The following is a 26,220-nucleotide window of genomic DNA, read 5'->3' on the forward strand; positions in this document are numbered from 1 at the left end:
CTCCGCCTGACCCGGTCGACGCGGGCCCAGGGTGCGTTGCCGCCCGTCGCCCGCGCCCCTACCCCTGCAGCGCCCGCACCTGCTCGGTGAACTGCGCCGCCCCGCCCTGCGCCGGGTGCCGCACGGCGACGGCGTCGATGCCCGCCAGCGCGAGCGCCCCCTGCGCCTTCCGCCCGACCGCGACCACGCGCACCCGGTCCGCACCGCCGCGGGCCTGCCGGAGCGCCTCGAGCAGTGCGAGCGCGACGGGCGCACCGTCACGCACCTCCGCCGGTCGCGGCGTGCGGTTCGTCGACCTGTCCGGCGCGACGAAGGGATGGTGCGGGAAGATCGCCCAGGCGAGGGGGAGCGGGCCCGTCCAGTCCTGCAGCGCGGCGTGCACGATCCGTGACGACGCCTCCCACGGGGCCGTCGGAGCGGACGGGGTGCGCACGTCGAACCCCAGGGAGTCGAGCTCCCGCATGCTCGTGAACGGGATGCCCGTGTTCGTCATGCCGCGCCAGCCGGGCGCCTCGGCCACGAGGACGGTGTTCGCCGTGGCCCCGACGTGCTCCAGGTAGGCGGCGAGGTTCGCCCGCCGGAGCCGCCCCTCGGCGCTGGCCGGCACGTAGAGGGCCTCGGCGTCGTCCGCGACGGGCACGGCATCCAGCGCCGCCCAGAACGCGTCGAAGCGCGCTGCCGCCGCTCCGGTCCCTGCGCTGTCGGGCATCAGGCGCGCCCGAGCACCCGGCGGTAGACGTCCTCGAGCCCGGCCGCCGACCGCTCCCAGCTCAGCCGTTCCGCGTGCTCACGCCCTGCGGCCGCCAGCCCCGAGGCGTAGGCCGGATCGGTCAGGATGTGCTCGATCTCGGCCGCCCAGACGCCCGGGTCACGGGACTCGAGCACGACGCCGGTCTCCCCGTCGACCACGGCCTCGCGCAGGCCACCGGCAGCCGCGGCGACGACGGGCACCCCGGAAGCGGAACCCTCGAGCGCGACGAGGCCGTACGTCTCGGAGTGCGACGGCACGAGCACGGCCGCCGCGCCGCGGAACAGGAACGCCAGGTCGGCCCGCGACTGCGGACCGACGAAGGTGACGCGGTCGGCGATGCCGTGCGTCGAGGCGAGCCGACGCAGCTCGTCCACGTAGTCGCCCGCCTCGCTCGAGGCGTCGCCCGCGATGACGAGGGTGGGACGTGCCTCCTGGCCGATGCCCGCGACCGCCTCGATCGCGAGGTCGAGGCCCTTGAGCGGCTGCACGCGTGCCGCGGCGACGACGTAGGGCGACGCGGCACGACGAGCTCCGGAGCCCGCGGGGCGGAAGACCGACCCGTCGACGCCCGGCGGCACGATCCAGGTGCGGGCGTCGTCGCCCCCGAGGCGGCTGCGGACCGTCGACGCCTCGGCCGCGGAGACCACGACGACGGCGTCGGACTCCCGCGCCAGCAGGCGTTCACCCGCCATGCGGCCCGCGGACTCCGGGCGCTCGCCCTCCGACAGCGGGGTGTCCGAGTCGGCCGCGATCGAGTGGAAGGACTGCACGTGGGGGATGCCGCGCTCACGGGCGACGGGCAGCGCGGCCGCGCCGGAGAACCAGTGGTGGGAGTGCAGCACGTCGTAGGGTCCGAGCACCTCGAGCCCTCGGCGGAACGGCTCGATGAACGCGTCGTGCTCGCCCTTCGGCACCGGCTCCGCGGGCCCCGCGGACAGGAAGCGCAGGCACACGCCCGGGACCAGCGAGACGCTGTCCGGCTGCGTCGGCGCGGACCGTCGCGTGATGATCTCGACCTGGTGCCCCCGGTCTGCCAGCGCCTCGGCCTGGTGGCGGACGACGACGTTCATGCCGCCGACCTCGCCGGAGCCGGGCTCGTCGCCGGGGGAGGTGTGCAGCGACACCAGCCCGATGCGCAGGGGTTCAGGGGTGGTGCTCACCGGACAAGCCTACCGAGCGGGTCGCCGCTGCGACGGGCGCGCGGGCGCGACGATGGCGGGCCGTCGGCCGGCCTCGTCCAGGGCGTCGGACGGTGGGGCCACGCCGCCGGTTCCGCGGCAACGCGCCAGCGGCGGCGCGGCCGTGCCGGTGGGGAGGGCCGGATCACCGCCCAGCACCTGCACCCGTCCGTCGCCGTGCCGTTCCCAGAACGCGGCCGTCCAGGCACAGAGGGCGCCGTCGAGCAGATCCTCCCGGTGCTTGTGCGTCGGCCCGTGCAGCACCGAGGGCTCGGCGAGCCCCGCCGTGAGCGGGTGCGCGTCGAGCAGCAGCGGCGGGTCGAGCGGGGTCGTGCGCAGCCGGTGCACGAGGTCGTCGAACGCCACGGCGCGGGCCGCCCGGGCTTCGGCCGCCGGCACCTTCAGGTCGAGTCGCTTGTAGCGCGGACGCTCGTCGTCGTAGCCGAGCTCCTCGACGCCGACGAGGGTCGTGTACGGGTAGCACTCGAACACCGCCGGACCGCGGCGCTCCAGCATGGCCGCGGTCGAGGACACGTAGTCGACGCCGAGGGCGGTCAGCTGGTCGAGCAGCCGGGCGCCGGCGCTCGCCGCGGAGCCCAGGTTCGTCGGGTTCGCGGCGACCTTCCACCGACCGTAGCGCTGCCCGACCTGCCGTTCGGCCTCGCGGATCCCGGTGGGGTTCGTCACGACGAGGGAGGCGTCGACGGCGATCAGGGTCGTCGGTCCGAGGTGCGCCGCGATCCAGTCCGTCACGGCATCGACGCCGCGGGCCCAGCCAGCGTCCGTGATCGTGCCGTCGGCGGCCATCGCGGCGAGCCCGGTCTCGTTCGCGGGCTTCCGGTCGGAGCCGAGCCCCCACGCCAGGTCCACCCCGAGGTACGCCGTCACCCCACCATCGTGCACCGTGCCGCCCCCACCCCTGTCACCACCTCCGACCGCTGGTCGCCCCGGTCGACGGAGCAGGAGACGTCGGGTGCGTCCGGCTCACCCGACAGGATCTGCTCCATCGAGGAGGGCAGGCGAGCGGGCAGAGTGCACGAGGGCGCCGTGTCCGAGCAACGCGGCGCCCCGTTGTGGGGGGTCGTCCTCGACCGTGAGCAGTCGTCATCCTCTTCGTCGGACAGCCGGAAGGGGCGGACGACATGCGGTGGGCAGCACTGACGACGAAGACGAAGGCGACGGTCGTCGTCGCCGTGGCCGCAGCGGTCTGGCTCGGGGGAGTCGGCTCGGCCGGCGCACTCGTCGGGTCGGTCGCAGCGAGCGTCGGGGAGACCCGTCCGGCTGCGGTCGTGACCGCAGCGGACCCGACCACCGCGCCGGAGGTCACCCGCACGCCGACCCCCACCCCCACCCCGACGCCGGTCGTCGAGGTGAGCGAGGTCACGTCGGACGCTCCGGTGCCGTTCGACCGGACGACCATCGACGACCCGGCGCTGCCGAAGGGACAGACGAAGGTCACCACGGCCGGGGTCGACGGCGTCGAGACGACCACCTGGCGCGTGACCACGACCGACGGTGTGGAGACCGACCGGGTCGAGGTGGGCAATGAGGTCACGAAGACGCCCGTCGCCGAGGTGACCGCGATCGGCTCGTACGTCGCTCCGGCCCCCGTGGCCCCCGCCCCGGCGGCACCCGCGCAGCAGGCGCCCGCCGCGCCGGCACCCGTGCAGCAGGCGCCGGCGCAGGAGGTGATCCGACCCGGTGCGTACTGCTCGCCGGCGCAGGCAGGCGCGGTCGCACAGGCGGCAACGGGCAAGTCGTACCGGTGTGGCGGTCACGGGCCGGACGGGAACGGCGACCTGCACTGGAACACGATGTGACCCCGGGCCGAGCGGGCCGTGTAGGTTCCGCTGCATGGCGAGCGAGGCGACGACGCTGACGGTCCCGGGGCCCCACGGCGACCGGGAGGTCCGGATCAGCAGCCCGTCCCGGGTGCTCTTCCCCGAGGTCGGCATCACGAAGCTGGAGCTCGCGCAGTACCTGGTCACCGTCGGCGACGCCTTCGTCCGGGCGAACGGCGACCGTCCGATCTCGCTGCAGCGCTTCGGCTCGGGGATCGACGGGGACTCGTTCTTCTCGAAGAACCCGCCGAAGGGCGCGCCGGAGTACGTGCGCGACGTCGTGGTGACGTACCCGAGCGCGCGGTCGCACCCGCAGCTCGTGATCGACGAGCCCGCCGTGGCGGTGTGGGCGGCGCAGATGAACACCGTCGTGTTCCACCCGTGGGCGTCCCGCGCCGAGGACTCCGACCACCCGGACCAGCTCCGCATCGACCTCGACCCGCAGCCGGGTACCGACTTCCACGACACGGTGCCGATCGCGCACGAGCTCCGGAAGGTGCTCGCCGAGGTCGGGCTCACCGCGTTCATCAAGACGAGCGGCAACCGCGGCCTGCACGTCTTCGCGCCGATCCGTCCCGAGCACGAGTTCCTCGACGTGCGGCACGCGGTGATCGCCGCGGCCAGGGAGCTCGAGCGGCGGATGCCGGAGCAGGTGACCACGGCCTGGTGGAAGGAGGAGCGCGGACAGCGCGTGTTCGTCGACTTCAACCAGGCGAACCGCGACCGGACGATGGCCGGCGCCTACAGCCCACGAGCGCTCGCGCACGCCAGCGTCTCGACCCCGATCTCGTGGGACGAACTGGACGGAACGGATCCGACGGCCTTCACCGTGCGGACCGTGCCGGACCGCCTGGCCACCATCGGCGACCCGTGGGAGACCATGCACGACGAGCCGGGCGACATCGCTGGGCTGCTCGGGTGGTGGGAGCGGGACCTGTCGGACGGGCTCGGCGAGTTGCCGTTCCCTCCGGACTTCCCGAAGATGCCGGGGGAGCCCCCACGCGTCCAGCCCTCGCGGGCGAAGAAGGCCTGAGACCGGGGAGGGACCGGCGCCGGCGCCGGGCAGGTTCGGGCCGGGCCGGTTCAGGCCGCGGTGAGGTCCTCGCGCCGGTCGCTCTCCGCTACGCGCGTCGTGTGCATCGGCAGGGTCACGCTCGCCGTGTGCAGGCGGGTCAGTCGCGACCAGGTGCCGCGGTGTGCGTCGCTGATGCCGTCGATGATCATGTCCCGCTCCCGTCTCCCCGTGCTGCGGATCCCCGTCCGCAAGTCACTAGTTAGCCTAACTACTGCGAGCATATTGACGAGCAGCGGGCGGTGCAAGCGCTACGACAACACGTCGCGCAGGTCGTACGCAGAAGGGACATCGAGCTGCTCGAACCCGCACGACCGTGCATCGCGGTCCGGGCGCCAGCGGGCGAACTGCACCGTGTGCCGGAACCGGTCGCCCTCCATCTGGTCGTACCGCACCTCGAGTACGCGCGACGGCTCGAGCCGCACGAACGAGGTGTCGCGACCCGACGAGAACCGCGACCGTTCCCCGTCACCGGTGACGGGCCTCCCGTCCGCGTCGCGCAGCACGACCGGGTCGAGCTCCTCGACCAACTGCTGCCGCACCCTGTCGGTGAACGCGGAGACGCCGCCGACCTGCCGCAGCTCGCCGTCGGCGCCGTACAGGCCCACGAGCAGCGAGCCGACGCCGGTGCCGCTCTTGTGCACCCGGTAGCCGATCGCGACCACGTCGGCGGTGCGGTGGTGCTTCACCTTGAGCATCGAGCGCTTGTTCGGTTCGTACGGCCGCGTGCGCGGCTTCGCGACGACGCCGTCGAGACCGGCACCCTCGAAGGTCGTGAGCCACTCGCGGGCGAGGTCGACGTCGAGCGTGGTGCGGGTGACGAACAGCGGATCGGCCATGCCGCTCGCGAGTGCCTCGAGCCGCTCCCGGCGCTCGTCGAACGGCAGGTCGAGGAGCTCCTGGCCGTCGACGGCGAGCAGGTCGAAGGCGACGAACTGCGCGGGGGTCTCGATGCTGAGCTTGCGGATGCGTGACTCGGCGGGGTGGATGCGCTGGGACAGGGCCTCCCAGTCGAGGTGCTCGGCACCGGGCTCGCCGGATCGGAGCACGACCTCGCCGTCGAGCACCACGGGGTGATCGCGTCCGCCGAACTGCTCGCGGAACGCGTCGACGAGTTCCGGGAAGTACCGGGTGAGCGGCTTGGCACCGCGGCTGCCGATCTCGACGTCGTCGCCGTCGACCGTCACGATCCCGCGGAAGCCGTCCCACTTCGGCTCGTACCGCAGGCCGCCGCGGACGCTGTCCGGATCGGGGACGGTGGCGACGGCCTTGGCGAGCATCGGTGCGATCTCCATGTGCCCTGTCTACTCGACGCGACCGCGCGCGCCGCCGAGCGCGCGTCGGACGGACCGGACGGGAGGCGCGGTGCGGTGCTCCGTGCACGCCGGGGTCCTAGGGTGGTCGCGTGACGACCGTGCCCCCGCCGGCAGTGCCGGCACCGGAACCGATCAGCCCCGTGCAGGCCGCCGCGCTCCGCGACGGCGTCCTGCCGCCCGTCGAGGAGGTCCGCCCGGGCACGTGGACGCTCGCGGTGCCGTTCCGCGGCGGCGTCCCCGACGCCACGCTGACGTACGTCCTCGAGGGCGCCGACGGGGCGCTCACGGTCGTCGACCCCGGCTGGGCGGCCGATGACCGGCTCGAGGTCCTCCGTGCGTCCCTCGCCACGATCGGGCACACGGTCGACGAGGTCGGACTCGTGGTCGTGACCCACCTGCACGCCGACCACCTGGGCGCGGCCGCCGCGCTCCGACGTGCCAGCGGCGCGCGCGTCGCGATGCACCGGCTCGAGGTCGAGGCGCTCCGGCGCGAGCGCGAGGACGCCGCCGCGAACGACGCCGACATCGCCGGGTGGGGGCTGCCGGACGAGCTGTTCGCCGGCGTCGTCGCGGCCTGGGGGAGCGGACGCCGGATCGGGCTCGGGCGGACGGAGGAGCCCTTCGCCGACGTGTTCGTCGAGGACGGCGACGTGCTGCCCGTCGCAGGACGCGAGCTGCGCGCGCTCTGGACCCCGGGCCACACCGCGGGACACCTCTGCCTCGTCGACGAGCGGGACGGGCTGCTGTTCACCGGCGACCACGTGCTGCCCCGGATCAACCCGGGCATCGGGCTCGGCGGGCGGACGACGTCCAACCCGTTGGGGGACCACCTGGCCTCGCTCGCCCGGCTCGAGCCGTACGCCGACCTCGAGGTCTGCCCGGGGCACGAGTACCGCTTCCGCGACGTCGGCACGCGGGCGCGGGCACTGGCCCGGCACCGCGAGGAACGGTCACGGCACGTCGCCGCTGCGCTCGACGCCCTGTCCGCACCGACGCTGTACGAGGTCGCGTCGCGCGTGCCGTTCAGCGGTGGCATCGGCTCGATGAGGGGGTTCCTGCTCGCGAGCGCGCTGACCCAGACGGCCTTCCACGCCGACCTGCTCGGTCGGGCGGACGAGGTCCGTCGAGCCTGAGCGGGCTGTCCGCGTCGTCGCGACCGGACGGCCGTCAGGTCGGCGTCGGCGTCGGCGTCAGACGACGGTGGCGGCGAGGCGCTCGAGCGTGGTCCTGGCGTCGGCGAACTCGGCCGATGCGTGCTCGGCCAGCGGGGCGAGGTCGGGGATCCGGTCGGCCAGGGTCGCGCTCACGGTGACCGGGTAGAGCTTCATGCCGAGGGCGGTGCCGAGGATCAGGTGCAGCACGGGCGAGCCGTGGTCCCACGTCTCGGTCGGGGTGCCGGCCTCGTAGGTGGCGCCTCGGCTCACGACGGTGACGACCGGGCGTCCGGCGAGGGGCTGCACGTCACCGGCGAGGACCCCGGGGACGTGCACACGGTCGATCCACGCCTTGAGGGTGGACGGCACCGTGTAGTTGTACAGCGGAGCCCCCACCACCACGGCGTCTGCGGCGAGGAGCTCGTCGATGACCTGCTGGCGGAGTGCCTCGGCCTCGGGGGCGACGGTCTCGTCCGGCGTGCGGTCCGATGCTGCCCAGTGCAGCGCGGACGTCTCGAGGTGCGGGAGCTGGTCGACGTGCAGGTCCCGCCGCACCACGGTGTACTCCGGGCCCCGCGCGCGCCAGGCGTCTGCGAACGCGGCGGTCAGTGCGCGCGAACGCGAGTGGGCGAGGTCGGCGGAGGAGTCGATGTGCAGGAGGGTGGGCATGCGCCAACGCTACCGACGCCGAGCCGTGGTGGACGGGCAGCCCACCGATCCGGTCCCGCAGGACGCCGGACGGCCCCGTCGTGTCCGGTCGGGACACGGCGGGGCCGCGGGAGGTGCCTCCCGTCCGACCGTCTCGTGACGGAGCGGAACCGGAGGCAGCGGGTCAGCGCTGGGCGCGACGGCGACGGAGGGCGCGAGCACCGACCAGACCGGCACCGGCGGCGATCAGGCCGAGGGCCCAGGCGATCGGTGCGGTCTCGTCCGTGCCGGTGTAGGCGAGGCGTCCGGTCGGGCGCTTCGGCGTGACCGGTGCCGCGGCGGCGACGGGCGTGGCCGGGGTCAGCACGGTCGGGACGGCGGTCGGCGTGACCTCCACGGCGAACGACGTGCTCGGCAGTCCGGCGCTCGCGACGGTGAGCGTGTGCGTCGAGGCGTGCGGGAACGTCACCTGCGCGACGGCGGGCCCGTCACCCTCCGAGAGCTCCTCGATGAGGTCGGACGCCACGTCGGAGGTGACGGTCGTCTTCGGCCAGTTGATCTCGCCGGTCTCGTCGTCGAACGGCAGGACGTCGTTGCCGAAGCGGTCGACGGACGTGCCGTAGACGACCAGCGAGCCGCCCTGGGCCACGGTCGGACGCCCTCCGGGCGTGAAGTCCTCGGGGAAGTCGGTGATGTCACCGCTGGAGACGGACCCGTCGGGCGCGATGAGCCACGCGTTCGTCGGGCCCGCGCTGTCCAGGGTGCCCGCGTCGATGGCGGTGACGAGGATGCCCGCCGGTGCGGCCGCCTCGACGGAGATGTCCACGAACAGGCTCGAGCTCGCCTGGCCGACCGTCGCGGTCACGAGGATCTCGTAGGACTCGTCGGTCGACGTCAGCGTGCCGCGGACCGTGCCCGTCGCAGCGTCGAACGTGATGCCCTCCGGCAGGACCGAGCTGTACTCGCCGTCCTCCGGAGAGACGGACTGTGCCGTGTAGGTGGCCGCGGGCGTGCCCTCGGCGGTGAAGGTGCCGCTGAACGCTTCGCCCGCTACGGCCTGGATCGAGGTGGAATCGCCGTCCACGTACTGGTTGCCGTCCGCGTCGGTGAAGACCGGTGCGACCGCGGCGTCGGTGGTGCCGCGCGCGATCTCGCCGTCCGCCCCGGTCACGACGACGGAGATGCGGTGACCGATCGCCTCGGTGCCCACCTCCAGGAAGGGGCCGGTCGACAGCACGGTGCCCTGGTCGTCGGTCCACGACCAGCCCTCGGCCGTGAAGGCGGTCCTGACGTTGAGCCGCTCGCCGACGGCGGGGTCGCCGAGGATCTCGGCGTCCTGCTCGGCCGGCGCGGCCGCCGCCGAGCTGTCCGCGGTCGCGGCCGTGTCGCCGCTCGGCGCCGGGGCCGTGCTGGCTGCCGGCGCGTCCGAGGTGCCCGTCGGCTCCGCAGCTGCGGTGTCGGTGCCCGCGGGCGTGGACGGGTTCGTGGAGCCGTCGGCCGGCGTCGTCGAGGTGGGCGAGGTCGGGGCCGGCGAGGCCGTGCTGCCGGCCGACTGGTCGGAGGTCGTGTCGGTCGGCTGGGCCGTGGTGTCGGTCGGCTGGGACGCGGTCGACGAGGCGACGGCGGCGGTCGAGGTGTCGGCGTACGCGGCGGTCGACGTGAGGACGCCGAAGCCGGTGGACATGCCGATGAGCGCGATGGTGGTCCCCAGCGCGCAGGCGCGGCGGGTCGTGGAGGTGCTGCGGTGCACTGTTCCCCCAGGGTTCAGGTCCGGTCGGGTGCCGGATCGTGAGAATCTGCCGTGAATCCACGGCGTGATCGGAGCGTAGCCGTTCAGCCGCGGAACGCGAGCGCGTGCGCACGGATCGTGACCTGGACTGGGGGCACGTGCGGGAGTCCGCACGCTGGGACGGCGGCTGCTGCCGTGGAGCCACGGCGACCGGACGACGGACAGGAGCTCCTCAGTGGCCAGCGGGGAGCCTCCCGTCCGCCCGGTGCCGTCGGACGCACGGAGGGCGTCAGGCGTGCTGCGCCGTCGCCGCGCCCTCGAGGGCGGCCCGCAGCGCGGTCACCGCGGGGGAGTCCGCGCTCGACATCCGCTGCGCCGTGAAGATCGTGCGTCGGGCCGGTTCCGGGAGGTCGAGCAGGCGACAGGACGTCGAGCGTCCGGCCCAGACGAGGTCCGGCATCAGGCCGACGGCGTTCCCCGACTCGATGAGGCGGATCTGCGCCTGCAGGTCGGCCGTCTCGTACCGGACGTCCGGCTCGAACCCGGCTCGGCGGCAGGTCTGCTCTGCGAAGTGCCGGGACGCCGCGCCCCGCGGCTCCATCACCCACGGCATCTCGGCCGCGTCGACCAGGGCGACGGCCGGGTCGTCGTCTGTCAGGGGCACCAGGGTCGTGTCCGCCGGCGGCAGCGCGAGCCGCACCGCGTCCGTGGTCAGGTCACGCTGGTCCAGCCCCGGGAAACGCGGGGCAGCATGCGCCGGGTACTGCTCGGCGATCACCATGTCGAAGTCGCGCGCCCAGGTCTCGTTCAGCGCCGTCTCCGGCTCGCGCTGCACCATCTCGACCCGGACGTCCGGGTGCTTCAGCGCCATCGTGCGGAGCGCCGTCGGCATGAGGGCGAGCGCGGCGGACTGGAACACCGCGACGCGCACCCGGCCCTGGACCGTCGTCAGGGTCGACTCGACGCTGGCCTGCGCACGTTCGAGCACGTCGAGCACCTCGCCCGCCGCGGCCACGAGGACGTCGGCCTGCGGGGTGAGCTGCAGCCGGCGACCCGAGCGTCGGAAGAGCTGCACGCCGGCCTCACGCTCGAGCACCGCGAGCTGCTGCGAGACCGCCGAGGGGGTGAAGTTCATCGCCTCGGCCACGGCGGCCACGGTGCCGCGGATCGAGAGCTCTCGGAGGAGCACGAGACGGCGGACGTCGAGCATGACGGAACAGTAGCTGAACTGAACGGTACGCATCAGCAGGAGTTGCTTCCGCTTACGCTTCCGGAACTCCACACTGATCCCATGACCGACCTGCAGGCGCGCGACGCCGAAGCCGCACCGACCGAGCACCACGACCTCGCGGACCAGTCCGTCGCCCTGGTGCGGCAGTGGTTGGCCGAGGCCGAGACCTACCCGGTCGACGGTTCCGCGAAGCAGCTCGCAGGGGTCCTCGCCGATCCGGCAGGGCTCGACTTCGCGGTCGGGTTCGTCGACGGCGTCGTCCGCCCCGAGGACCTCGGTGTGGCCGCGCGCAAGCTCCGGCAGATCGCGCCCGGTGCACCGGGCTTCCTGCCCGCCGCGCTCCGTGGGCTCGTCCGGCTCGGCGGCGGCATGGCGCCGGTGCTGCCCGGCGTCGTGGTACCGATCGCGCGACGGGTGCTCCGCGAGATGGTCGGCCACCTGATCGTCGACGCGACCGACGCCAAGCTCGGCCCCGCGATCGCGAAGATCAAGCGCGACGGCGTCCGGCTCAACGTGAACCTGCTCGGCGAGGCCGTCCTCGGCGAGGGGGAAGCCTCCCGCCGTCTCGAGGGCACCGAGCGCCTGCTCGCCCGTCCCGACGTCGACTACGTCTCGATCAAGGTGTCGTCGACCGTGCACCCGCACTCGCCGTGGGCGTTCGACCACGCGGTCGAGGACATCATCGCGAAGCTCCGTCCGCTCTTCCGCCGGGCCGTGCAGAGCAGCCCGCACAAGTTCATCAACCTGGACATGGAGGAGTACAAGGACCTCGACCTGACGATCGCGGTCTTCACGAAGCTCCTCGACGAGCCGGAGTTCACCGACCTCGAGGCGGGCATCGTGCTCCAGGCGTACCTGCCCGACGCGCTCGCCGCGATGCAGCAGCTGCAGGAGTGGTCGGCCGCGCGTCGTGCCCGCGGCGGTGCCGACATCAAGGTGCGGCTCGTCAAGGGCGCGAACCTGCCGATGGAGCAGGTCGAGGCCTCCGTGCACGGGTGGCCGCTCGCCACCTGGCACACCAAGCAGGACTCGGACACCAACTACAAGCGCGTGCTCGACTGGGCACTCACCCCCGAGCGCATCGCGAACGTGCGCGTCGGCGTCGCCGGGCACAACCTGTTCGACGTCGCACACGCCTGGCTGCTCGCGGGGGAGCGCGGCGTCCGTGACGGCATCGAGTTCGAGATGCTGCTCGGGATGGCGCAGGGGCAGGCCGAGGCGGTCCGCCGCACCGTCGGTTCACTCCTCCTCTACACGCCGGTCGTCCACCCCGGCGAGTTCGACGTGGCGATCGCCTACCTGATCCGCCGACTCGAAGAGGGCGCGTCGCAGGAGAACTTCATGTCGGCGGTGTTCTCGCTGGCATCGTCACCCGAGCTCTTCGCACGCGAGGAGTCCCGCTTCCGCGACTCGCTCGCCCCGCTCATGCAGCCCGGGGGACTCGACGCCCCCGCACCGCACCGCGTCGCCGACCGGTACGCGGCGGTCGAACGGCCGCGCCCGGGTCACTTCGAGAACACCCCGGACAGCGACCCGTCGGTCGCGGCGGTCCGCGAGTGGGGCGCAGCGATCACGTCTCGCGTCGCCACCTCGACGCTCGGGGAGCGCGCCGTCCAGGAGGCCCGGCTCACCTCCGCCGAGCAGCTCGAGTCCGTGCTGGGTCGCGTCCGTGCCGCCGGCGCGGAATGGGGCTCGTGGTCCGGCGCCGCCCGCGGTGCGGTGCTCCACGCCGTCGGTGATGCGCTCGAGGCGAACCGCGCCGCCCTCGTCGAGGTCATGGCGGCCGAGGCGGGCAAGACGATCGACCAGGCCGACCCCGAGGTCTCCGAGGCGATCGACTTCGCCCACTTCTACGGCGAGTTCGCGGCGCAGCTCGACGACGTCGACGGCGCGTCCTTCAGCCCCGCCGCCCTCACCCTCGTCACCCCGCCGTGGAACTTCCCGGTCGCGATCCCGGCAGGCTCGACCCTGGCGGCGCTCGCGGCCGGGTCCGCCGTGGTGCTCAAGCCCGCGCCGCCGGCCGAGCGCTGCGGCGCGGTGCTGGCGTCGGTGATCGAGACCGCGCTCGACGCCCACGGGGTGCCGGCCGACGTGCTCGCCTTCGTGCAGGTGGCCGAGGACGACCTCGGCAAGCAGCTCATCGCAGCGCCCCAGGTCGACCGGGTGATCCTCACCGGCGCGTACGAGACCGCCGAGCTGTTCCGGTCGTTCCGTCCCGACCTGCCGCTCCTCGCGGAGACCTCGGGCAAGAACGCGATCATCGTCACGCCGTCGGCCGACCTCGACCTCGCCGTGAAGGACGTCGTCGCCTCGGCGTTCGGGCACGCCGGGCAGAAGTGCTCCGCCGCCTCGCTCGTGGTGCTCGTGGGATCCGTCGCCACCTCGCGCCGCTTCCGCTCGCAGCTCCTCGACGCCGTGTCGTCGCTCACCGTCGGGTACCCGACCGACCCGACGACGCAGATGGGCCCGGTCATCGAGCCGGCCGCGGGCAAGCTGCTCGAGGGGCTGACGACGCTCGGCGCGGGGGAGTCGTGGGCCGTCGCGCCGAAGCGCCTCGACGACACGGGCAAGCTCTGGAGCCCCGGTGTCCGAGACGGCGTCCGCCGTGGCTCGGCGTTCCACCGCACCGAGTACTTCGGTCCGATCCTCGGCATCATGACCGCGAACACCCTCGACGAGGCGATCGACATCGTCAACGAGGTCGACTACGGCCTGACCTCGGGCCTGCACTCGCTCGACGCCACCGAGATCGGCACCTGGCTCGACCGGATCGAGGCCGGCAACCTCTACGTGAACCGCGGGATCACCGGCGCCATCGTGCGGCGGCAGCCCTTCGGCGGCTGGAAGAAGTCCGCCGTCGGTGCCGGCACCAAGGCCGGTGGGCTGAACTACCTGCTCGGGCTCGGGTCCTGGTCGCCCGCAGCGGCCTCGGCCGGTGGGTCGGCATCCGCGCCCGTGCGCTCGTTCCTCCGCGCCGCCGGGGTCACGTCCGAGTCGCTCGACCGGGCGACCGCGTCCGACGAGCAGGCCTGGTCGTCGCTCTTCGGCGCAGCGGTCGACGTCTCGGCGCTCTCGGCCGAGCGGAACATCGCGCGGTACCTGCCGTACCCGGGCGTCCACGTCCGCCTGGCATCGGCGGAGGAGCCCGCGGTCGCCGACCTCGTGCGCGTCGTCGCCGCAGCGGTGCGAGCCGGTACCCAGGTGCACGTCTCGTCGGTCGGGTCCCTGCCCGCGTCGGTCGCCACGGCGGTCCGGGCGCTGCCGAACGTGCGTTCCGTCGCCGAGGGGCAGTCCGACGAGGCCTTCGCGAAGCACCTCGAGCGTGGGGAGTCGACCCGCGTCCGGCTGATCGGCGGCGAGACCGCAGCGCTGACGACCGCGATCGGCGGGCGCCCCGACGTCGCCGTGTACGGGGAGCCCGTCACCGAGGCCGGCCGCATCGAGCTGCTCCCGTTCCTCCGCGAGCAGGCGGTGTCGATCACGGCGCACCGCTTCGGGACGCCGAACCACCTCTGGAAAGCGATCGGTGCGGTTCGTCTTGGGCACTAAGTTCGGAGAAGCGCGCAGCGACGCTCAACGAGGTGACCAGGAGCCACGATCGTGACGTTCCGTCTGCAACGGAGCATCTACGATCGATCAGGTCGTCCCTAGGCTGCTGGCGGCTCCGGGGCTCGCGAGGCTCCATCCGTCGTAGCGAAGAGGTAAGGCGCAGCAATGCTGCTCCATCGAATCCTTCGCGGCATCACGATATCGAGCCATCCGAACATCCACACGAGGGCCTTGTCGTCGGCTACCGCTTCCCACCCCTTCACCCGACTGCCGTCGCTCTCCTCCATGGATATCTCGCCCTTGCCGTTCCCAAGGTTGAGGAACGCGCCCGTGCCGAGCACGAAGAGCGCATCGAGCGGTGCCAGTCCGGGGCTCGCGTCCTCAGGCTCGTAATCAGGCACCGGCGCGAGGTCATTGAGGGCTTCCAGAATCGAATCCCTGCTCATCGTCGTCTCCGTCGCGACAGCGAAGTAAGGAAACGAGTCGATGTAACGCGGACCGTCGGAGGGATTCGAATACATGATTTCCCCCTTCTGAGGGACGACGCGGAGCGCGCGAACCTGCGCTCCCTTCTTCACGATGTCAGCAAGCTCGGTCCTCGTCAGGGCCGACTTCACCTCACCGATCGCGGAGACGCCCTCCGCGAGATAGACCCCCGGTTGATCAGTCGGGTAGTTAAAGGGTTGGTCCTCGTTGAGGATCAAGATGTCAAGCTGACTCGTGCGGTTCCCCTTCCGGTCGATCACCTCGCCTCGCCCGACTCCGAAGCGTCGGGGCAGGTGTGTCATCAAGAAGTCGCGAGCAGCTTCCTCTACGGCGTCACCCTTCATGCCCGAGTGATTGAAATGAGCGCGAGCGCGAGACAGGCTGAGCTTCAGTACTTCTTCGTCGGTCGCGAGGGCGTCCTTCAGTCGTTGACTGATAGCGGGATCGGGCCTGGAAACGGAAGTCATCCTCGTATCTTCGCAACCGCGTCGACATGAGGGGAAGTCCTGCGGCCTTCGTCGGCGCCACCGGGCTTCGGACCCGGTCGAACCGAACGCACGTCCGCGCGCTCGAACGAGGACTGGCAGCTGAGCGCAGCCGCAACATCGAGGCTGCCCGTGTGTCGATTGCTTCTCGCGATCGATGCCAGCGGATCGGGCCCGATCAACCCGGTTGGGCGCCTCCGACGGGATCGTCAGCGAAGGCTGTTGCTTCCGCTTGCCAGTCGCGTGCCAACACCTCAGAGCGTCCCGCCGCTTCGTAATCGAGGATGTGCTGCGACAGCTGGTTAGCCCGCAGGACGTAAAGGCTCAGTAGGCCGGTACGGTTCGCGACGTCCGTCGCTGCGTCCGCGCGCGTCTTGCGCAGCTTTGCGGCGGTCTGGATTATCCCGAGCGCCTTGTGTTCGACGGCAAGCCAGTCGATTAGCCACGGCTCCGTACCGTCGAGCGCGAACTGAAGACGCCCGATCGCGCTGTTGAGCCTGCGCGCCTTCATCACCGCGGCGTCGGAATCGAGTTCCTGATCGCTGATAAGCGAATCGAGCAAGCAGTCGAACACGCGGTCGATGGCGGCTCGACGGCGTTCCTCGCGTGCGTCGAGCTGCGCCTGTCGCCGCTCCTCTGCGCGTTCGCTGATCGATCGCCGACGCTCGCCGGCAGCGAGCACGATTGCGACAGCCGTTGGAACAAGGATGGAGGCGACCGGGATCGCCAGGTCGGTCACCACGGAAACGCTCACGTTGCGAGTGAAGCATGAGCGGCCGACACAACGAGTGCCCCGCCATTACCGGAGCAGGGACGGGGGCTATTCGTTGTGGTCGGGCGGCGCTTGTCTCACTCCGATTCGCTCTGTCGGCGCTCTCGGATGCGGTTGATAATCGGAAACTCGTCGTGCTCGTCGCCGAACGTGACCGATGTGTAGCCCACGGTGTAGGGCGGACGATCGACCGATTTGACCGTGTGCACGAGGAGTGTCCCCTCGGTCCCGATTGGGTAGAGCGCGGCGACCTCACTGATGAGGCCGATGAGGGTCTGGCCCGGGTGCAGTTTCTCGTAGACGTCGGGGCTGACAAGTGCCAGCCGCGGCGTCGGGTCTGGCGCGCTGGTGCGCAGGCGGATGAGTGGGGGGCGCTCGCGCGGTGGCTTCATGCGAGCGTGTCGAGACGCGAGGCCCAGAATGTTGCGTCGAGGTCTGCGCTCGTTGCTGTTGTGACGGCCTGGTCTACCTGGCGACGGCATGCATCGAGGCGGGCGGCGATGAGTGCGATGGCGTCGGCTGGCAACGCGGCGGTGCCCGTGCCGTCGTTCTCCCAGAGGTCATCGAGGCCGACGGCGTCATCGATGTAGGCCGCGGTGCGCGCCATGAGGGTCCAATTTCATTCGGGTGGAACGAGAGTAGGACCGACATGCAATACGAGACAACGGAACGGGCCAGCCCTAGCCGGCTAGTAGACGTACCCGAGCCCGGGTATAGACGGGTCCCAGCCTCGCGGTGCGGCAGGCTGCGTGCCGTACTGCTGGGCACGCCTGATCGACGCGAGGTCGCCGCCGCGGGCCTGAGCTTCGCGCACAGCGCGCGGGGTATGGATGGCGACGGCGTGTGCTCGGGAGGGGGTGATTTCGTATTGCATCGATGGCCATCGATGCGAACGGGGTAGGTAGAAGTTGAAAACGGGCGTGGCGAAAGACGACAATGCCGGACGCCCGAAGCCCGTGGAACGTTGCGCGCCGAGGGGGCGGGCGTTAGGACCTCCAGCGGGCCGAGAGCTTTGCTGACCGGGCACGCTTCCGCCGAGGTATGGAGGTGGAAACCAGTCTTTCAAACTGGCTACGCGGGTTCGATTCCCGTCATCCCCTCTCTTGTGGCTACTGGGAAGTTAGGCCCGTCCGAGTGACGGTCGCTCAGGCCGAACCCCTCCGAAACCCCTCTGTGCGGGTCAACGCGTGGCGGAGGCGCAGCCCCCGGATGGGTGCCAGGCGACGGAGCGCAGCCGCTGTAGGTTGTGAGGAGCAGCCCTCACCTTCCATCATTAGGAACGCAGCCATGCCTTCGGACACCGACGTCCCGTCGCCCACTACAACCGCGAGCGCCCCTAACGCGGATTCGGAACAATCGGGAGCTGACGAAGCTCAGCCGAACGAACCCGACTCGCCGCAAGTTGAAGGCCCTACGACGGAGATCCCCGAAGCCAGTGCCGACGCGACCTCAAAGACAACGGATCCCAGCAAGAAGCCGCGGAAGACGCGGACGCCTCGGTCCTACCCAGCTGCGTCTTTCCTCGAGTCTTTGCCTCTGGCAGAGGCCATCCAGCGATACGCCGCTGGTCAACGTGTGCGGAGGCTGACGCTCTTCGACCAGATGGGCCGCTCGGCGGATTCCGGCACCAGCCGACAGCTGGTGACGAATTCCTCCCAATACGGGCTGACTAAGGGGAGCTATCAGGCTGAGTTTTTGGAGCTGACTGAAAAGGGTTCACTGGCATCAGGCGACGAGTCCCTCGGCCAAGCCAAGCTGGCAGCGCGGCTCCAGCTGGCCATCGCGGACGTCGTGCCGTTCAACGCCCTGTACGAACAGTTCAAGAACAACCGCATGCCTGCCGCTTCAGTCATGGTCGACTTTGTCGTGGAACAAGCCCTTACGTCGAAGGCGCACTCCAACGAGTGCGTTGAGACGTTCCTCGCGAACGCCCGTGACCTCGGACTACTCACGACGTACGCCGGTGCCGAGCGACTCCTCACCTTCGAGATCCTCCTGGACGAGGTCGCTGAAGAACTACCGGAGGACGACGAGAACGATGTGGACGAAGCTGAGGCTGATCTGCCGCACCGAGAGTTCCACCGGGCACCCCCGGCACCCCGCAAGAGTGCCAAGTCACCTGCGCAGGTGATAGCCAACGCCGCTGACCTCACGGACGTTTGCTTCTTGGTAACGCCGATCGGGGAGGAGGGGTCGGAGCAACGGATGCATGCGGACCTCATGTTGGGCTCTCTCATTGAACCAGCGCTGGAGACGCTTGGGCTGCGAATAGTCCGCGCAGATCGCATCAGCACACCGGGCATGATCACTGCTCAGATCATTGACCATCTCGTTCGAGCTCCGCTCGTGATCGCGGACCTTTCCTTCGGCAATCCGAACGTGTTCTACGAGCTCGCTTTGCGGCACGCGAGTCGGCTACCGGCGGTCCAGCTAATCCGGTCGGGCGACCATCTACCATTCGACGTCGGGCAGTTCCGCACTGTTCCGATCGATATGACGAGCATCTTCACGCTGGTGCCGCAGATCGACACCTACAGGGCGGAGATTGCTCGACAGTGTCGGGCGGCGCTCAGCGAGCACGGTGACGCAGAATCACCCCTATCCCTCTTCTACCCGAGATTCTGGGATCAGTACGGGGATCACACCTCCGCGACGTAGGCCTCGAACCGCGTGATCTGTTCGTCGTAGTCGGTCGGGTACAGGTGGCCGTAGATGGTGTCTGTCGTGGAAACCGACGAGTGCCCCATCCGGCGGCCCACCTCGTACGGCTTGAAGCCGCGGCTCACATGAGCGAGGCGTACGTGAGGCATAGGTCATGGAAGCGCATGTGCAGCACTGCACCCGCCTGCTGGGCAACTGGCACGAGGTAGTAGGTGCACACTCCCCGCAGTCGATGTCGCGCGACCAGTCCGGCCGGCTAGACCAGTTGCTCCTGGATCGTCCGAACAGTGAATCGGTGTCGCCGCTGGACGGGTGGAGCAGGAGATACTCCCGCAGGTCAGCATCCTCCCTGCGGACGGGCTGCCCTGCGTCCCCCCGCTCCGCTCGCAGCTGACGTCCCGAAATCTCAGTGTGTGCAGCTCGGCGGTGCTTGCCCTGCTGTGCTGTCAGCTCATCTCATCGTTATGGCTCGCTGGCCACAGGTCCCGGGCGTCCTCGTAGAGGAGCGCGGCCAGTGCGGCGAACTCATCGCCGTCGGCCGGCTGCCGAACAGGACGGCGGCGTCGCGGTCGCTGAGCGCTGCGTCCAGAAACTGGGACGGGGTCGCGCCTCGTTCTGCGCGCTTCAGGGCACGAGCAAGCGGACGGTGTTCGACCAGGAACCGGTGACCGCGCCAGTAGAGCGGGGTTGAGTAGTCGGGCATGTGGGCCTTTCGGACAAGACAATGCCCCGGCCGAGGGAGTGCGGTCGGGGCTCTGAAATGGGGGTTAGCGGGCGAGTGCCGCCCGTAGGCGGTCGTCGGCGCTCGGGTCACGCGCCATGAGGGCGCGGAGGTCGGCGAACGCCAGCGGTGAGGGGCCAGCCTGAGCCGGTCCGGCGTTGTAGAGCAGCGCGCGCATTGCGATGTCCGCTACGTCGGCCCGCGTCACGGCTGAGTCGGTGCGGACGTCGTCGGCATAGGCGACGGCGACCGCGGCGGCAGCGTCGAGCGTCGTCGGCCGGGCGTAGAGCCGGAGCGTCGGCAGGGGGCCGACGCGGGGCAGCGTGGGAACGTCTACGGCGATCATCGGGTGGCCCGGCCGGTGCGGTTGAGGCCCGCCTGCTGGCGCTTCTCGGCGCGGGACTGCACCGGTGACAGGCGATCGAGGATCGACGCCGCGGCAGTCCGGAGCTGGCGGACCTCGGAGACGAGAGGATGAGCGACGAGCTGGCCGGTCGAGCCGGAGACCGTCGAGCCAGCGGCCCGAATCGTCCGGTCGTACCGGTCGGCGGTGGCGATCATCGTGCATGCCTGGTGGAGCGACGACAGGTCGGCACCGGCGATGGCGGGGCGCTCGGCGAGGATGCGGACGTGGACACGCTTGGCCTCGGCGCTCCAGTGGCGCGGGAGCGCCGGAGCCGCGTCGTCGTCCGGCGCGGCCATCGGCAGGTAGAGGTCGGAGGTCATGGGGTATCCGTTCGGGGATCAGGTGGTGGCGCTAGGGCGGCAGTGGCGGCGAGTCGTGCTCTAAGTCGCGGTTTCTGCACCCGACTGCGGGACATCAGTTGCGCGGAAACCGCAGATGAGAGGCCAGTGCGGCTCTGAGCGACTTCAAAACCAGAGGGCTTACGAGGCGCACACTCAGGCGCTATGCCGTCCCGATCAGGACGCACGGGGTGGGGAGGGGCCAGCCTTCTCGCGGGACCGTCGAATGCGGCGAGTGTCGGAACGGCGAGCGACGAATGGTGACCGCGACCGCAAGCAGGATTTGAGTTGTGCCTCCAGAAGAACTGGAACATCGGGTGTCGCGGGTGCGGAAGCCGCCGTCCGCGCCGCTGCATTGGGGGGCATGGCATCGGGCTAGACTCTCGATGTGAAGGTTTTCGTGAGCTGGTCGAAAGACGCTAGCCGAGCGGTTGCGCTGGAATTCGCTAAATGGCTGCCCGACGTCATCCAAGAGGCAGATGTTTATATCTCAACGGAGACCACGAAAGGGGACGCCTGGTTTGAGACCATCCACAAGAACCTTGCGGACTCGACCGTGGGCGTGCTCTTCATCACGCCCATGAATAAAGACGAGCCTTGGCTCAATTACGAAGCCGGAGCGCTGCGCACGCTGCCAACCGCAAAGCGACTCTGCTCGGTGTTCGTCGGTATGAAGACTGCCGACTATCAGGGTCCGATGAAGGGGTTTCAAATGACGCACTTCTCGGATCAAGACGACATGCTGAAGATGGTCGCGACGATCAATGACGGGGCGGATCGACCCCTGGACAAGGAGCGATTGGAAAAGCAGTTCAACCTGCGCTGGCCCGCATTGGAAGAAGCGACCAAGGATGCCGTGAAGACTGCTTCGACCGAGGCTGTTCCACCGCGCGAGCCGGCAGGGCCGCGCACCGTGGAAGACAAGATTGACGAGATACTCGATCTGTTACGCGACCGAAACCAGGGCAACCCTTTCGTTTACCAGGCCGCGCTCCCCGTCACCGGCGGAAGCCCGGCACTTGCCGTAGCCAAGCTCGGGGCCGCGCGACAAGCCGTGAATGCGTTCATCGCATCTCGGGACAAAGAGGCTTTTGAGCTCTCCGCGGGTCTGCACGGGAGGCCCGCTTATCGAGATGAATCTTTCGTCGGGTACGTGCAGGACGTCGTCTATAACCGATCAGATAACGTTATGGACGTTGTTGTGTCTACGTCGGAAGGTAGGCAAGGCTATGCCATAGACGAACTCGAAATCCGGGACGAACCGTTTTGACCCAGAAAGCCGAGGCTAGATGGATTTTGCGGGCGCATCCGCGGGGGCGCTGATTCCCCGCGCCGCAGCGCTCGGGCCCGGGGCGGGCTTCCACATGGGCGGGGATACTAGACTGTCGATTCGACGAGTCCCGCGCCGCAACGAATCTTCGGGCTTTCGGACCTAGCCATGTGTCAGCGGGTGCGGTTTCGGGCGCGGGTAGTTGGTAACGGCAGCCGGGTATGCCGGACGGTCGGTGGTGTGCGTCATCGGCGTGCGTCGCGGATGGCTGCGGCGATGGCTTCGGTGCTGGCGATGCGTGCCCGCTCTGCGGTCTGGTGCTCGGCGACGGCGGCGAGCTGCGCGGCGTACAGCGCTTCGGGCGTGACGCCCTGCCGGTCGGCCTCGCCGCGGATGACGACTTGCTCACCCCATGTGAGGGCGGAGTACGGAGTGGCCGTGTCCGGCGAGGTGTGCATCAGCTGAGCGAGGAGTGCGGAGTGCGTGTTCCGGACCGTCGAGCGTGCGGGGGACACTGCCTCGTGCCCTCCGGCAGGGCCGGTGCGTACCGTCGGTCCCATGTGCGAGTCCGTCCAGTGCCCGGTGTGCGGCAAGACCTCGTGGACCGGCTGCGGGGAACACGTCCGCGACGTCTTCCGCGGTGTCCGTCGCCGGGACCGCTGCACGGGCCACGGACTCCCTCGGCACGTCTTCGACGCCGCCGGCTTCCGGTGAGCACCGCCGACGGGGGAATCGCCGACCCGCAAGGGTTCGCGCACGTCCGACTCACGGTGACGGACATCCGTCGGAGCAAGGCCTTCTACCAGCAGCTGTTCGGCATGCCGCCGGGGAGCGACTCCAGCGACCAGATCGACGACCCGACGATCCACGACGACCCGCGGCGGACCTACGGCGGGTGCTCGTTCACGTTCCACGGGCAGACGCTCGGGCTCCGTCCGGTGGCGCCCGCCGGGACCGCTTCGACCCCGACCGGGTCGGTCTCGACCACGTGAGTCTGCGGGTCCGCTCCGTTGGCGACCTGCACGGCGCAGTCGATCGTCTCGGCGCGGCGGGCATCGTGCACGGAGCGGTCACGGACCTCGAACCGTTCGGCCTGGTCATCCTGTCACTGCAGGACCCGGACGACATCAACCTCGAGCTCGCGGCACCACGACCGTGTGACGCCTGAGCGGCCGGCGCGCGGCCGTGCTGGCCAGTAGCCGCACGCTGCCCGGAGCCGCCCAGTCTGACGGCGTTGGCTCTGGTGCATGAGTGAACAGATCGTCAAGCCCCTCGGCCTCGCACACGTCCGGGTCACCGTCACCGACATCCACCGCAGCAAGGGCTTCTACGAGCAGCTGCTCGGCACCGCGCCCGCAATGGACTTCAGTGACCACATCGACGAGCCCGGCATCAGCGAGGACCGCGAGCGGCTCTACGGCGGTGCGATCTTCCCGGTCGGCGACCAGCTCTTCGGGCTGCGTCCGGTCGCCCCGAGCGGACAGCGCTTCGACCCGGACACGGTCGGCCTCGACCACGTGAGCTTCGTCGTCGGGTCGGTCGACGAGCTGCACGCTGCTGCCGAGCGTCTCGACGCCGCCGGCATCGAGCACGGCGAGGTCACCGACCTCGGCGACGCCGGCATGGTCATCCTGTCAGTGCAGGACCCGGACGACATCAACCTGGAACTCGCCGCGCAGAGGTGACGCACTGCGAGGTCTGAGCCGTGCGCTACTCCCCGTTGCGCTGCATCTCCGCAGCGTCGCCCTCCGTGCAGACGGACAGGCCCTCGACCGTGTAGCCCTTCGGATCGGCGTAGAGGTCGATCGAGGTCGTCGGACCGCCGGTACCGCGCACTCCTCCGACGGGGTTCGACCCGCCGTTCTGGTAGACCTCGGTGGTGACGCCCTCTCGTTCCCAGAGGGTCTTGAGCTTTCCGATGTCTGCTGTCGGCTCGCCACCTGCCGCCCGGTCGACGATGTACGCGAATGCAGCGCCTGAGCCTCCGGACGGGAGGGCACACGCCTGCACGGCTGGACCACTTCGGACCGTCCACTCGCCGCCGAGCGCAGCCGTCGATCGGTCGACGATGTCGACGACGAGATGCTTGGCTTCGTCACTGGCCTTCGTCGGGGCGGCGTTCATGGTGGTCCCTCCGGTACAGCCGACGAACATGACCGCGGCCGAGGTGGCGATCGCGATCGCGGCAAGCAATCTGGTGGTGTTGTTGGTGATCGTCATCGTGATGCGAGTCCTCCGGGCGCACCACTGAAGATCTCGACGGGCGTCGGGCCCTTCGGGAGGTACGGGCTCACGGCGTCTCCTTGGCCTGTGGTAGCGAGTGCGACGTTTTGCAACGACTCGGTGTTCGGGTCGAGGTAGCCGTTGCCTGCCGTCGTGTGCACGCCGTGGTCCTTCACGCCCGTCAACAGAGGCCCGCCTTCAGCGTCCACGGTCCCGTCCACGCCGAAGGTCGTCGCGTTGAAGTCGGGGTCGGTCGGATCGACGTGGTGGTCCGAACTCAAGTTTCGTCCGACGATCGCAAGAGGGTCGCCGTGCCCCCACTCCTGCGGCAGGACGTTCCGTGCCTGCCCAGAGCAGACGTGCTTCCCCCCCCCCCCCCGGTGAGCCGAAGGCTCGCTTCACGATAGCGCGTCGGACGACGGGACGGACACGTCGTACCGACCGTGGTGATCATCCGCGACCATCCGTGACCGTCGGGGGTGAGGATGCTCGAGCGTCAGGGCCGCAAGATGTACTCGAACGTCGTCCGGGCGCGCTCGGGGTCCGGGGTGTCGCCGGAGATCAGATCGGCGTAGGTGAACGACTCCGAGACCCGGACGAGCAGCCGCGCCAGCTCCTCGGCGGACAGGGGTGCCGGGTCGAACGTCCCCGCTTCCTGTTCGGTCGCGATCACGGAGGACGTGACGGCCACGAACCGGCGCTGCACGTCGCTGTCCGTCGTGGTGAGCAGGCGGAGCGCCCGCGTGGGCTCGCGGGTCAGGAATGCGCGGAAGTACGGCGCCCGGATGAGGTCCGCCGTGAAGTGGTCGAGCACGTCGACGATCCGCGCAGCGCCGGACGGGGCCGCCGCCCGCCCCGCCGCGTCGAGCGTCGGGACGGCCAGCGACCACAGGATCTCCGAGAGCAGCTGGTCGCGGTTGCCGACCCAGCGGAACAGCGACGTCCGGTCGACACCGAGGGACGCGGCGAGCGACCCCATGTCGATGCGTGCACCGTCGATGAACGCGCGGCGTGCGGAACGGAACGCGCGCTGGGCGTCGCCGTGGGCCTCCAGTCTGGCGGCCAGCGCGCTCGGGACGAGCGTCGAGCCGAGCGTTCCGAGTGGTTCGTTCCTCACCGTTCCCCCTGAGTGCCGACGCCGGTCTTGCAACGTTTTTGAGAATGATGCATCGTTGGTGCCATGTCAACGTCGATCACCGACACGCCCCTGCTCGAGTCCGACTTCTACCGGTTCCAGGAGGGGCTCACGCCCCGCGAGCGGGAGTCGCTGGGGCAGCTGCGCGCGTACCTCGAGGCCGAGGTGCGCCCGATCGCCGACCAGTACTGGGCGCGGGCGGAGTTCCCGACGCAGACCATCGCGCCGCTCGCCGAACTCGGCATGTACGGGCCGGGCATCCCGCTCGTGCGGCACTTCGAGAACTCGGCCGTGTACCGCGGCTGGGCGGCGCTCGAACTCGGTCGGATCGACGCCGGCGTGTCGACGTTCATCGGGGTGCAGTCCGGTCTGGCGATGAACTCCATCGCCGTCGGCGGCAGCGACGAGCAGCAGCAGGAGTGGCTCCCGCGGATGGCCCGTGGCGAGGTCGTCGGCGCGTTCGGCCTGACGGAGCCGCTCTCCGGCAGTGACTCGGCCCGCGGGCTCCGCACCACCGCCCGGCGCGAGGGCGACACGTGGGTGCTCGACGGCGAGAAGCGCTGGATCGGCAACGCGACCTTCGCGGACGTCGTCGTCATCTGGGCGAAGGACGTGGCCGACGAGCAGGTCAAGGGCTTCCTCGTCACGACCGACACCCCCGGCTTCACCGCGACGAAGATCGAGGACAAGATCGCGCTGCGCAGCGTGCAGAACGCCGACATCGTCCTCGACGGCGTCCGGGTGCCCGAGTCGCGCCGGCTGCAGCGGGCGGACTCGTTCCGGACGACCGCCGCGGTGCTCCGGCTCACCCGGACCGAGGTCGCCTGGCAGGCCATCGGCATCGCGATCGGCGCCTACGAGGCAGCACTCCACTACGCGCAGCAGCGCATCCAGTTCGGCAAGCCGCTCGCGGCGCACCAGATGGTCCAGGACCTGCTCGTCCGGTCGCTCATGAACATCACGGCGTCGATCGCGCTGTGCACCCAGGCGTCGGCGATGCAGGACCAGGGGATCGGCGGCGACGAGCACTCCGCGATGGCGAAGGCCTTCGCGACGGCGAAGATGCGCGAGACCGTCGGCTGGTGCCGCGAGGTCCAGGGCGGCAACGGCATCGTGCTCGACAAGGGCGTCGCGCGGTTCTTCTCCGACGCCGAGGCGATCTACTCGTACGAGGGCACGCGCGAGGTGAACACGCTCATCGTCGGGCGGGCGATCACCGGCGAGGCCGCATTCGTCTGAGCAGGATCGGGACGG

Annotated in this window: 30 protein-coding genes and 1 tRNA gene; 12 read left to right on the forward strand and 19 right to left on the reverse strand. The window is 70.4% G+C overall.

What is annotated here, in order from left to right; all coding sequences use genetic code 11:
• Positions 1 to 58: 58 nt before the first annotated feature.
• From DEJ22_RS05745 to DEJ22_RS05755, 3 genes are read right to left on the reverse strand one after another with little or no spacing between them, the layout of a single operon-like run.
• Complete coding sequence (locus DEJ22_RS05745) at positions 59 to 709, reverse strand: uracil-DNA glycosylase (protein ID WP_111225734.1); 651 nt, start codon at positions 707 to 709, stop codon at positions 59 to 61.
• The gene (locus tag DEJ22_RS05750) at positions 709 to 1,911 is read right to left on the reverse strand and encodes a glycosyltransferase (RefSeq protein ID WP_111225735.1); all 1,203 of its coding nucleotides are present in this window, start codon (positions 1,909 to 1,911) and stop codon (positions 709 to 711) included. The genes DEJ22_RS05745 and DEJ22_RS05750 overlap by 1 nt, the downstream gene beginning before the upstream one ends.
• Before the next feature lie 9 nt (positions 1,912 to 1,920).
• Complete coding sequence (locus DEJ22_RS05755) at positions 1,921 to 2,817, reverse strand: DUF429 domain-containing protein (RefSeq protein ID WP_181430629.1); 897 nt, start codon at positions 2,815 to 2,817, stop codon at positions 1,921 to 1,923.
• A 254-nt stretch (positions 2,818 to 3,071) separates the two neighbouring features.
• Between DEJ22_RS05755 and DEJ22_RS05760 the strand changes: the two genes are divergently transcribed.
• Both DEJ22_RS05760 and ligD read left to right on the forward strand, forming a co-directional pair.
• Positions 3,072 to 3,749, forward strand: a complete 678-nt coding sequence (locus DEJ22_RS05760) for a G5 domain-containing protein (RefSeq protein WP_220033733.1) — start codon at positions 3,072 to 3,074, stop codon at positions 3,747 to 3,749.
• Between the two features lie 34 nt (positions 3,750 to 3,783).
• Complete coding sequence (gene ligD / locus DEJ22_RS05765; protein WP_111225737.1) at positions 3,784 to 4,803, forward strand: non-homologous end-joining DNA ligase; 1,020 nt, start codon at positions 3,784 to 3,786, stop codon at positions 4,801 to 4,803.
• Between the two features lie 50 nt (positions 4,804 to 4,853).
• Here the strand turns inward: ligD and DEJ22_RS05770 are convergent, their stop codons facing one another.
• Entirely contained in the window at positions 4,854 to 4,994 is a 141-nt protein-coding gene (locus tag DEJ22_RS05770) for a hypothetical protein (RefSeq protein ID WP_181430630.1), read from the reverse strand.
• A gap of 99 nt (positions 4,995 to 5,093) precedes the next feature.
• Positions 5,094 to 6,137, reverse strand: a complete 1,044-nt coding sequence (locus tag DEJ22_RS05775) for an ATP-dependent DNA ligase (RefSeq protein WP_111225738.1) — start codon at positions 6,135 to 6,137, stop codon at positions 5,094 to 5,096.
• Positions 6,138 to 6,247: 110 nt separating this feature from the next.
• On the opposite strand from DEJ22_RS05775, the gene DEJ22_RS05780 reads away from it, so the two are divergent.
• Positions 6,248 to 7,291, forward strand: coding sequence for an MBL fold metallo-hydrolase (locus tag DEJ22_RS05780; RefSeq protein WP_111225739.1), 1,044 nt, complete (start codon positions 6,248 to 6,250; stop codon positions 7,289 to 7,291).
• Between the two features lie 57 nt (positions 7,292 to 7,348).
• On the opposite strand, the gene DEJ22_RS05785 is transcribed toward DEJ22_RS05780, so the two are convergent.
• The 3 genes from DEJ22_RS05785 to DEJ22_RS05795 all read right to left on the reverse strand — a co-directional run bounded on the left by DEJ22_RS05785 (position 7,349) and on the right by DEJ22_RS05795 (position 10,899).
• Complete coding sequence (locus tag DEJ22_RS05785) at positions 7,349 to 7,981, reverse strand: FMN-dependent NADH-azoreductase (protein ID WP_111225740.1); 633 nt, start codon at positions 7,979 to 7,981, stop codon at positions 7,349 to 7,351.
• Positions 7,982 to 8,144: 163 nt separating this feature from the next.
• The gene (locus tag DEJ22_RS05790) at positions 8,145 to 9,710 is read right to left on the reverse strand and encodes a putative Ig domain-containing protein (RefSeq protein WP_111225741.1); all 1,566 of its coding nucleotides are present in this window, start codon (positions 9,708 to 9,710) and stop codon (positions 8,145 to 8,147) included.
• Positions 9,711 to 9,978: 268 nt separating this feature from the next.
• Positions 9,979 to 10,899, reverse strand: a complete 921-nt coding sequence (locus tag DEJ22_RS05795) for a LysR substrate-binding domain-containing protein (protein WP_111226358.1) — start codon at positions 10,897 to 10,899, stop codon at positions 9,979 to 9,981.
• A gap of 81 nt (positions 10,900 to 10,980) precedes the next feature.
• Here DEJ22_RS05795 and DEJ22_RS05800 point away from each other — a divergent pair, with 81 nt between their 5' ends.
• Complete coding sequence (locus tag DEJ22_RS05800) at positions 10,981 to 14,469, forward strand: proline dehydrogenase family protein (RefSeq protein ID WP_111225742.1); 3,489 nt, start codon at positions 10,981 to 10,983, stop codon at positions 14,467 to 14,469.
• A 98-nt stretch (positions 14,470 to 14,567) separates the two neighbouring features.
• On the opposite strand, the gene DEJ22_RS05805 is transcribed toward DEJ22_RS05800, so the two are convergent.
• The 4 genes from DEJ22_RS05805 to DEJ22_RS05820 form a co-directional block, all read right to left on the reverse strand.
• Positions 14,568 to 15,422 carry a DUF6602 domain-containing protein gene (locus DEJ22_RS05805; RefSeq protein WP_349775158.1) on the reverse strand — a complete coding sequence of 285 codons (855 nt, stop codon included), beginning with the start codon at positions 15,420 to 15,422 and terminating at the stop codon, positions 14,568 to 14,570.
• 196 nt (positions 15,423 to 15,618) lie between these two features.
• Positions 15,619 to 16,194, reverse strand: a complete 576-nt coding sequence (locus tag DEJ22_RS05810; protein WP_146241649.1) for a hypothetical protein — start codon at positions 16,192 to 16,194, stop codon at positions 15,619 to 15,621.
• A 95-nt stretch (positions 16,195 to 16,289) separates the two neighbouring features.
• Entirely contained in the window at positions 16,290 to 16,604 is a 315-nt protein-coding gene (locus DEJ22_RS05815) for a hypothetical protein (protein ID WP_111225745.1), read from the reverse strand.
• A complete protein-coding gene (locus tag DEJ22_RS05820) occupies positions 16,601 to 16,819 on the reverse strand; it encodes a hypothetical protein (RefSeq protein ID WP_111225746.1) in 219 nt (72 codons plus the stop codon). The genes DEJ22_RS05815 and DEJ22_RS05820 overlap by 4 nt, the downstream gene beginning before the upstream one ends.
• Positions 16,820 to 17,248: 429 nt before the next feature.
• Between DEJ22_RS05820 and DEJ22_RS05825 the strand changes: the two genes are divergently transcribed.
• Positions 17,249 to 17,312, forward strand: a tRNA-Ser gene (locus DEJ22_RS05825).
• Between the two features lie 187 nt (positions 17,313 to 17,499).
• Positions 17,500 to 18,870: a hypothetical protein gene (locus tag DEJ22_RS05830; protein WP_146241650.1), complete on the forward strand. Its 1,371-nt coding sequence runs from the start codon at positions 17,500 to 17,502 to the stop codon at positions 18,868 to 18,870.
• On the opposite strand, the gene DEJ22_RS05835 is transcribed toward DEJ22_RS05830, so the two are convergent.
• From DEJ22_RS05835 to DEJ22_RS05845, 3 genes are all read right to left on the reverse strand, one after another.
• Complete coding sequence (locus tag DEJ22_RS05835; protein WP_181430631.1) at positions 18,852 to 18,998, reverse strand: hypothetical protein; 147 nt, start codon at positions 18,996 to 18,998, stop codon at positions 18,852 to 18,854. The two genes, DEJ22_RS05830 and DEJ22_RS05835, sit on opposite strands and share 19 nt — an antisense overlap.
• A 642-nt stretch (positions 18,999 to 19,640) precedes the next feature.
• Entirely contained in the window at positions 19,641 to 19,940 is a 300-nt protein-coding gene (locus tag DEJ22_RS05840) for a hypothetical protein (protein WP_111225749.1), read from the reverse strand.
• A complete protein-coding gene (locus DEJ22_RS05845; RefSeq protein WP_111225750.1) occupies positions 19,937 to 20,320 on the reverse strand; it encodes a P27 family phage terminase small subunit in 384 nt (127 codons plus the stop codon). The genes DEJ22_RS05840 and DEJ22_RS05845 overlap by 4 nt, the downstream gene beginning before the upstream one ends.
• A gap of 406 nt (positions 20,321 to 20,726) precedes the next feature.
• Here DEJ22_RS05845 and DEJ22_RS05850 point away from each other — a divergent pair, with 406 nt between their 5' ends.
• Entirely contained in the window at positions 20,727 to 21,608 is an 882-nt protein-coding gene (locus DEJ22_RS05850) for a toll/interleukin-1 receptor domain-containing protein (RefSeq protein WP_111225751.1), read from the forward strand.
• 245 nt (positions 21,609 to 21,853) lie between these two features.
• Here the strand turns inward: DEJ22_RS05850 and DEJ22_RS05855 are convergent, their stop codons facing one another.
• The gene (locus tag DEJ22_RS05855; RefSeq protein ID WP_146241651.1) at positions 21,854 to 22,066 is read right to left on the reverse strand and encodes a hypothetical protein; all 213 of its coding nucleotides are present in this window, start codon (positions 22,064 to 22,066) and stop codon (positions 21,854 to 21,856) included.
• A gap of 100 nt (positions 22,067 to 22,166) precedes the next feature.
• Between DEJ22_RS05855 and DEJ22_RS05860 the strand changes: the two genes are divergently transcribed.
• The 4 genes from DEJ22_RS05860 to DEJ22_RS05875 all read left to right on the forward strand — a co-directional run bounded on the left by DEJ22_RS05860 (position 22,167) and on the right by DEJ22_RS05875 (position 23,293).
• Positions 22,167 to 22,322: a DUF8730 family Cys-rich protein gene (locus DEJ22_RS05860; protein WP_181430632.1), complete on the forward strand. Its 156-nt coding sequence runs from the start codon at positions 22,167 to 22,169 to the stop codon at positions 22,320 to 22,322.
• A complete protein-coding gene (locus DEJ22_RS05865) occupies positions 22,319 to 22,600 on the forward strand; it encodes a VOC family protein (protein WP_220033752.1) in 282 nt (93 codons plus the stop codon). The genes DEJ22_RS05860 and DEJ22_RS05865 overlap by 4 nt, the downstream gene beginning before the upstream one ends.
• On the forward strand, positions 22,597 to 22,776 hold the full coding sequence (locus DEJ22_RS05870; RefSeq protein WP_349775159.1) for a VOC family protein: 180 nt from the start codon (positions 22,597 to 22,599) through the stop codon (positions 22,774 to 22,776). Before DEJ22_RS05865 ends, DEJ22_RS05870 begins: the two co-directional genes overlap by 4 nt.
• Positions 22,777 to 22,855: 79 nt before the next feature.
• Positions 22,856 to 23,293 (forward strand): VOC family protein, encoded by a 438-nt coding sequence (locus DEJ22_RS05875; protein WP_111225753.1) that lies wholly within the window; start codon positions 22,856 to 22,858, stop codon positions 23,291 to 23,293.
• Positions 23,294 to 23,318: 25 nt separating this feature from the next.
• On the opposite strand, the gene DEJ22_RS05880 is transcribed toward DEJ22_RS05875, so the two are convergent.
• From DEJ22_RS05880 to DEJ22_RS05890, 3 genes are all read right to left on the reverse strand, one after another.
• Positions 23,319 to 23,828, reverse strand: a complete 510-nt coding sequence (locus DEJ22_RS05880) for a hypothetical protein (protein ID WP_146241652.1) — start codon at positions 23,826 to 23,828, stop codon at positions 23,319 to 23,321.
• Positions 23,825 to 24,112, reverse strand: a complete 288-nt coding sequence (locus DEJ22_RS05885; protein WP_146241653.1) for a hypothetical protein — start codon at positions 24,110 to 24,112, stop codon at positions 23,825 to 23,827. The genes DEJ22_RS05880 and DEJ22_RS05885 overlap by 4 nt, the downstream gene beginning before the upstream one ends.
• 215 nt (positions 24,113 to 24,327) lie before the next feature.
• Complete coding sequence (locus DEJ22_RS05890) at positions 24,328 to 24,948, reverse strand: QsdR family transcriptional regulator (RefSeq protein ID WP_181430633.1); 621 nt, start codon at positions 24,946 to 24,948, stop codon at positions 24,328 to 24,330.
• A gap of 63 nt (positions 24,949 to 25,011) precedes the next feature.
• Here DEJ22_RS05890 and DEJ22_RS05895 point away from each other — a divergent pair, with 63 nt between their 5' ends.
• A complete protein-coding gene (locus tag DEJ22_RS05895; RefSeq protein ID WP_111225755.1) occupies positions 25,012 to 26,205 on the forward strand; it encodes an acyl-CoA dehydrogenase family protein in 1,194 nt (397 codons plus the stop codon).
• The last annotated feature ends 15 nt before the right edge of the window (positions 26,206 to 26,220 follow it).

The organism is Curtobacterium sp. MCSS17_007 (assembly GCF_003234175.2).
GTDB lineage: Bacteria > Actinomycetota > Actinomycetes > Actinomycetales > Microbacteriaceae > Curtobacterium.

Excerpts from the sequence above, each read along its gene's own strand:
- DEJ22_RS05745 (WP_111225734.1), bottom strand. The coding sequence starts at position 709 with ATGCCCGACAGCGCAGGGACCGGAGCGGCGGCAGCGCGCTTCGACGCG.
- DEJ22_RS05760 (WP_220033733.1), top strand. The coding sequence starts at position 3,072 with ATGCGGTGGGCAGCACTGACGACGAAGACGAAGGCGACGGTCGTCGTC.
- ligD (WP_111225737.1), top strand. The coding sequence starts at position 3,784 with ATGGCGAGCGAGGCGACGACGCTGACGGTCCCGGGGCCCCACGGCGAC.
- DEJ22_RS05770 (WP_181430630.1), bottom strand. The coding sequence starts at position 4,994 with ATGATCATCGACGGCATCAGCGACGCACACCGCGGCACCTGGTCGCGA.
- DEJ22_RS05775 (WP_111225738.1), bottom strand. The coding sequence starts at position 6,137 with ATGGAGATCGCACCGATGCTCGCCAAGGCCGTCGCCACCGTCCCCGAT.
- DEJ22_RS05785 (WP_111225740.1), bottom strand. The coding sequence starts at position 7,981 with ATGCCCACCCTCCTGCACATCGACTCCTCCGCCGACCTCGCCCACTCG.
- DEJ22_RS05795 (WP_111226358.1), bottom strand. The coding sequence starts at position 10,899 with ATGCTCGACGTCCGCCGTCTCGTGCTCCTCCGAGAGCTCTCGATCCGC.
- DEJ22_RS05800 (WP_111225742.1), top strand. The coding sequence starts at position 10,981 with ATGACCGACCTGCAGGCGCGCGACGCCGAAGCCGCACCGACCGAGCAC.
- DEJ22_RS05805 (WP_349775158.1), bottom strand. The coding sequence starts at position 15,422 with ATGACTTCCGTTTCCAGGCCCGATCCCGCTATCAGTCAACGACTGAAG.
- DEJ22_RS05815 (WP_111225745.1), bottom strand. The coding sequence starts at position 16,604 with ATGAAGCCACCGCGCGAGCGCCCCCCACTCATCCGCCTGCGCACCAGC.
- DEJ22_RS05820 (WP_111225746.1), bottom strand. The coding sequence starts at position 16,819 with ATGGCGCGCACCGCGGCCTACATCGATGACGCCGTCGGCCTCGATGAC.
- DEJ22_RS05830 (WP_146241650.1), top strand. The coding sequence starts at position 17,500 with ATGCCTTCGGACACCGACGTCCCGTCGCCCACTACAACCGCGAGCGCC.
- DEJ22_RS05840 (WP_111225749.1), bottom strand. The coding sequence starts at position 19,940 with ATGATCGCCGTAGACGTTCCCACGCTGCCCCGCGTCGGCCCCCTGCCG.
- DEJ22_RS05845 (WP_111225750.1), bottom strand. The coding sequence starts at position 20,320 with ATGACCTCCGACCTCTACCTGCCGATGGCCGCGCCGGACGACGACGCG.
- DEJ22_RS05855 (WP_146241651.1), bottom strand. The coding sequence starts at position 22,066 with ATGCACACCTCGCCGGACACGGCCACTCCGTACTCCGCCCTCACATGG.
- DEJ22_RS05860 (WP_181430632.1), top strand. The coding sequence starts at position 22,167 with ATGTGCGAGTCCGTCCAGTGCCCGGTGTGCGGCAAGACCTCGTGGACC.
- DEJ22_RS05875 (WP_111225753.1), top strand. The coding sequence starts at position 22,856 with ATGAGTGAACAGATCGTCAAGCCCCTCGGCCTCGCACACGTCCGGGTC.
- DEJ22_RS05880 (WP_146241652.1), bottom strand. The coding sequence starts at position 23,828 with ATGACGATCACCAACAACACCACCAGATTGCTTGCCGCGATCGCGATC.
- DEJ22_RS05895 (WP_111225755.1), top strand. The coding sequence starts at position 25,012 with ATGTCAACGTCGATCACCGACACGCCCCTGCTCGAGTCCGACTTCTAC.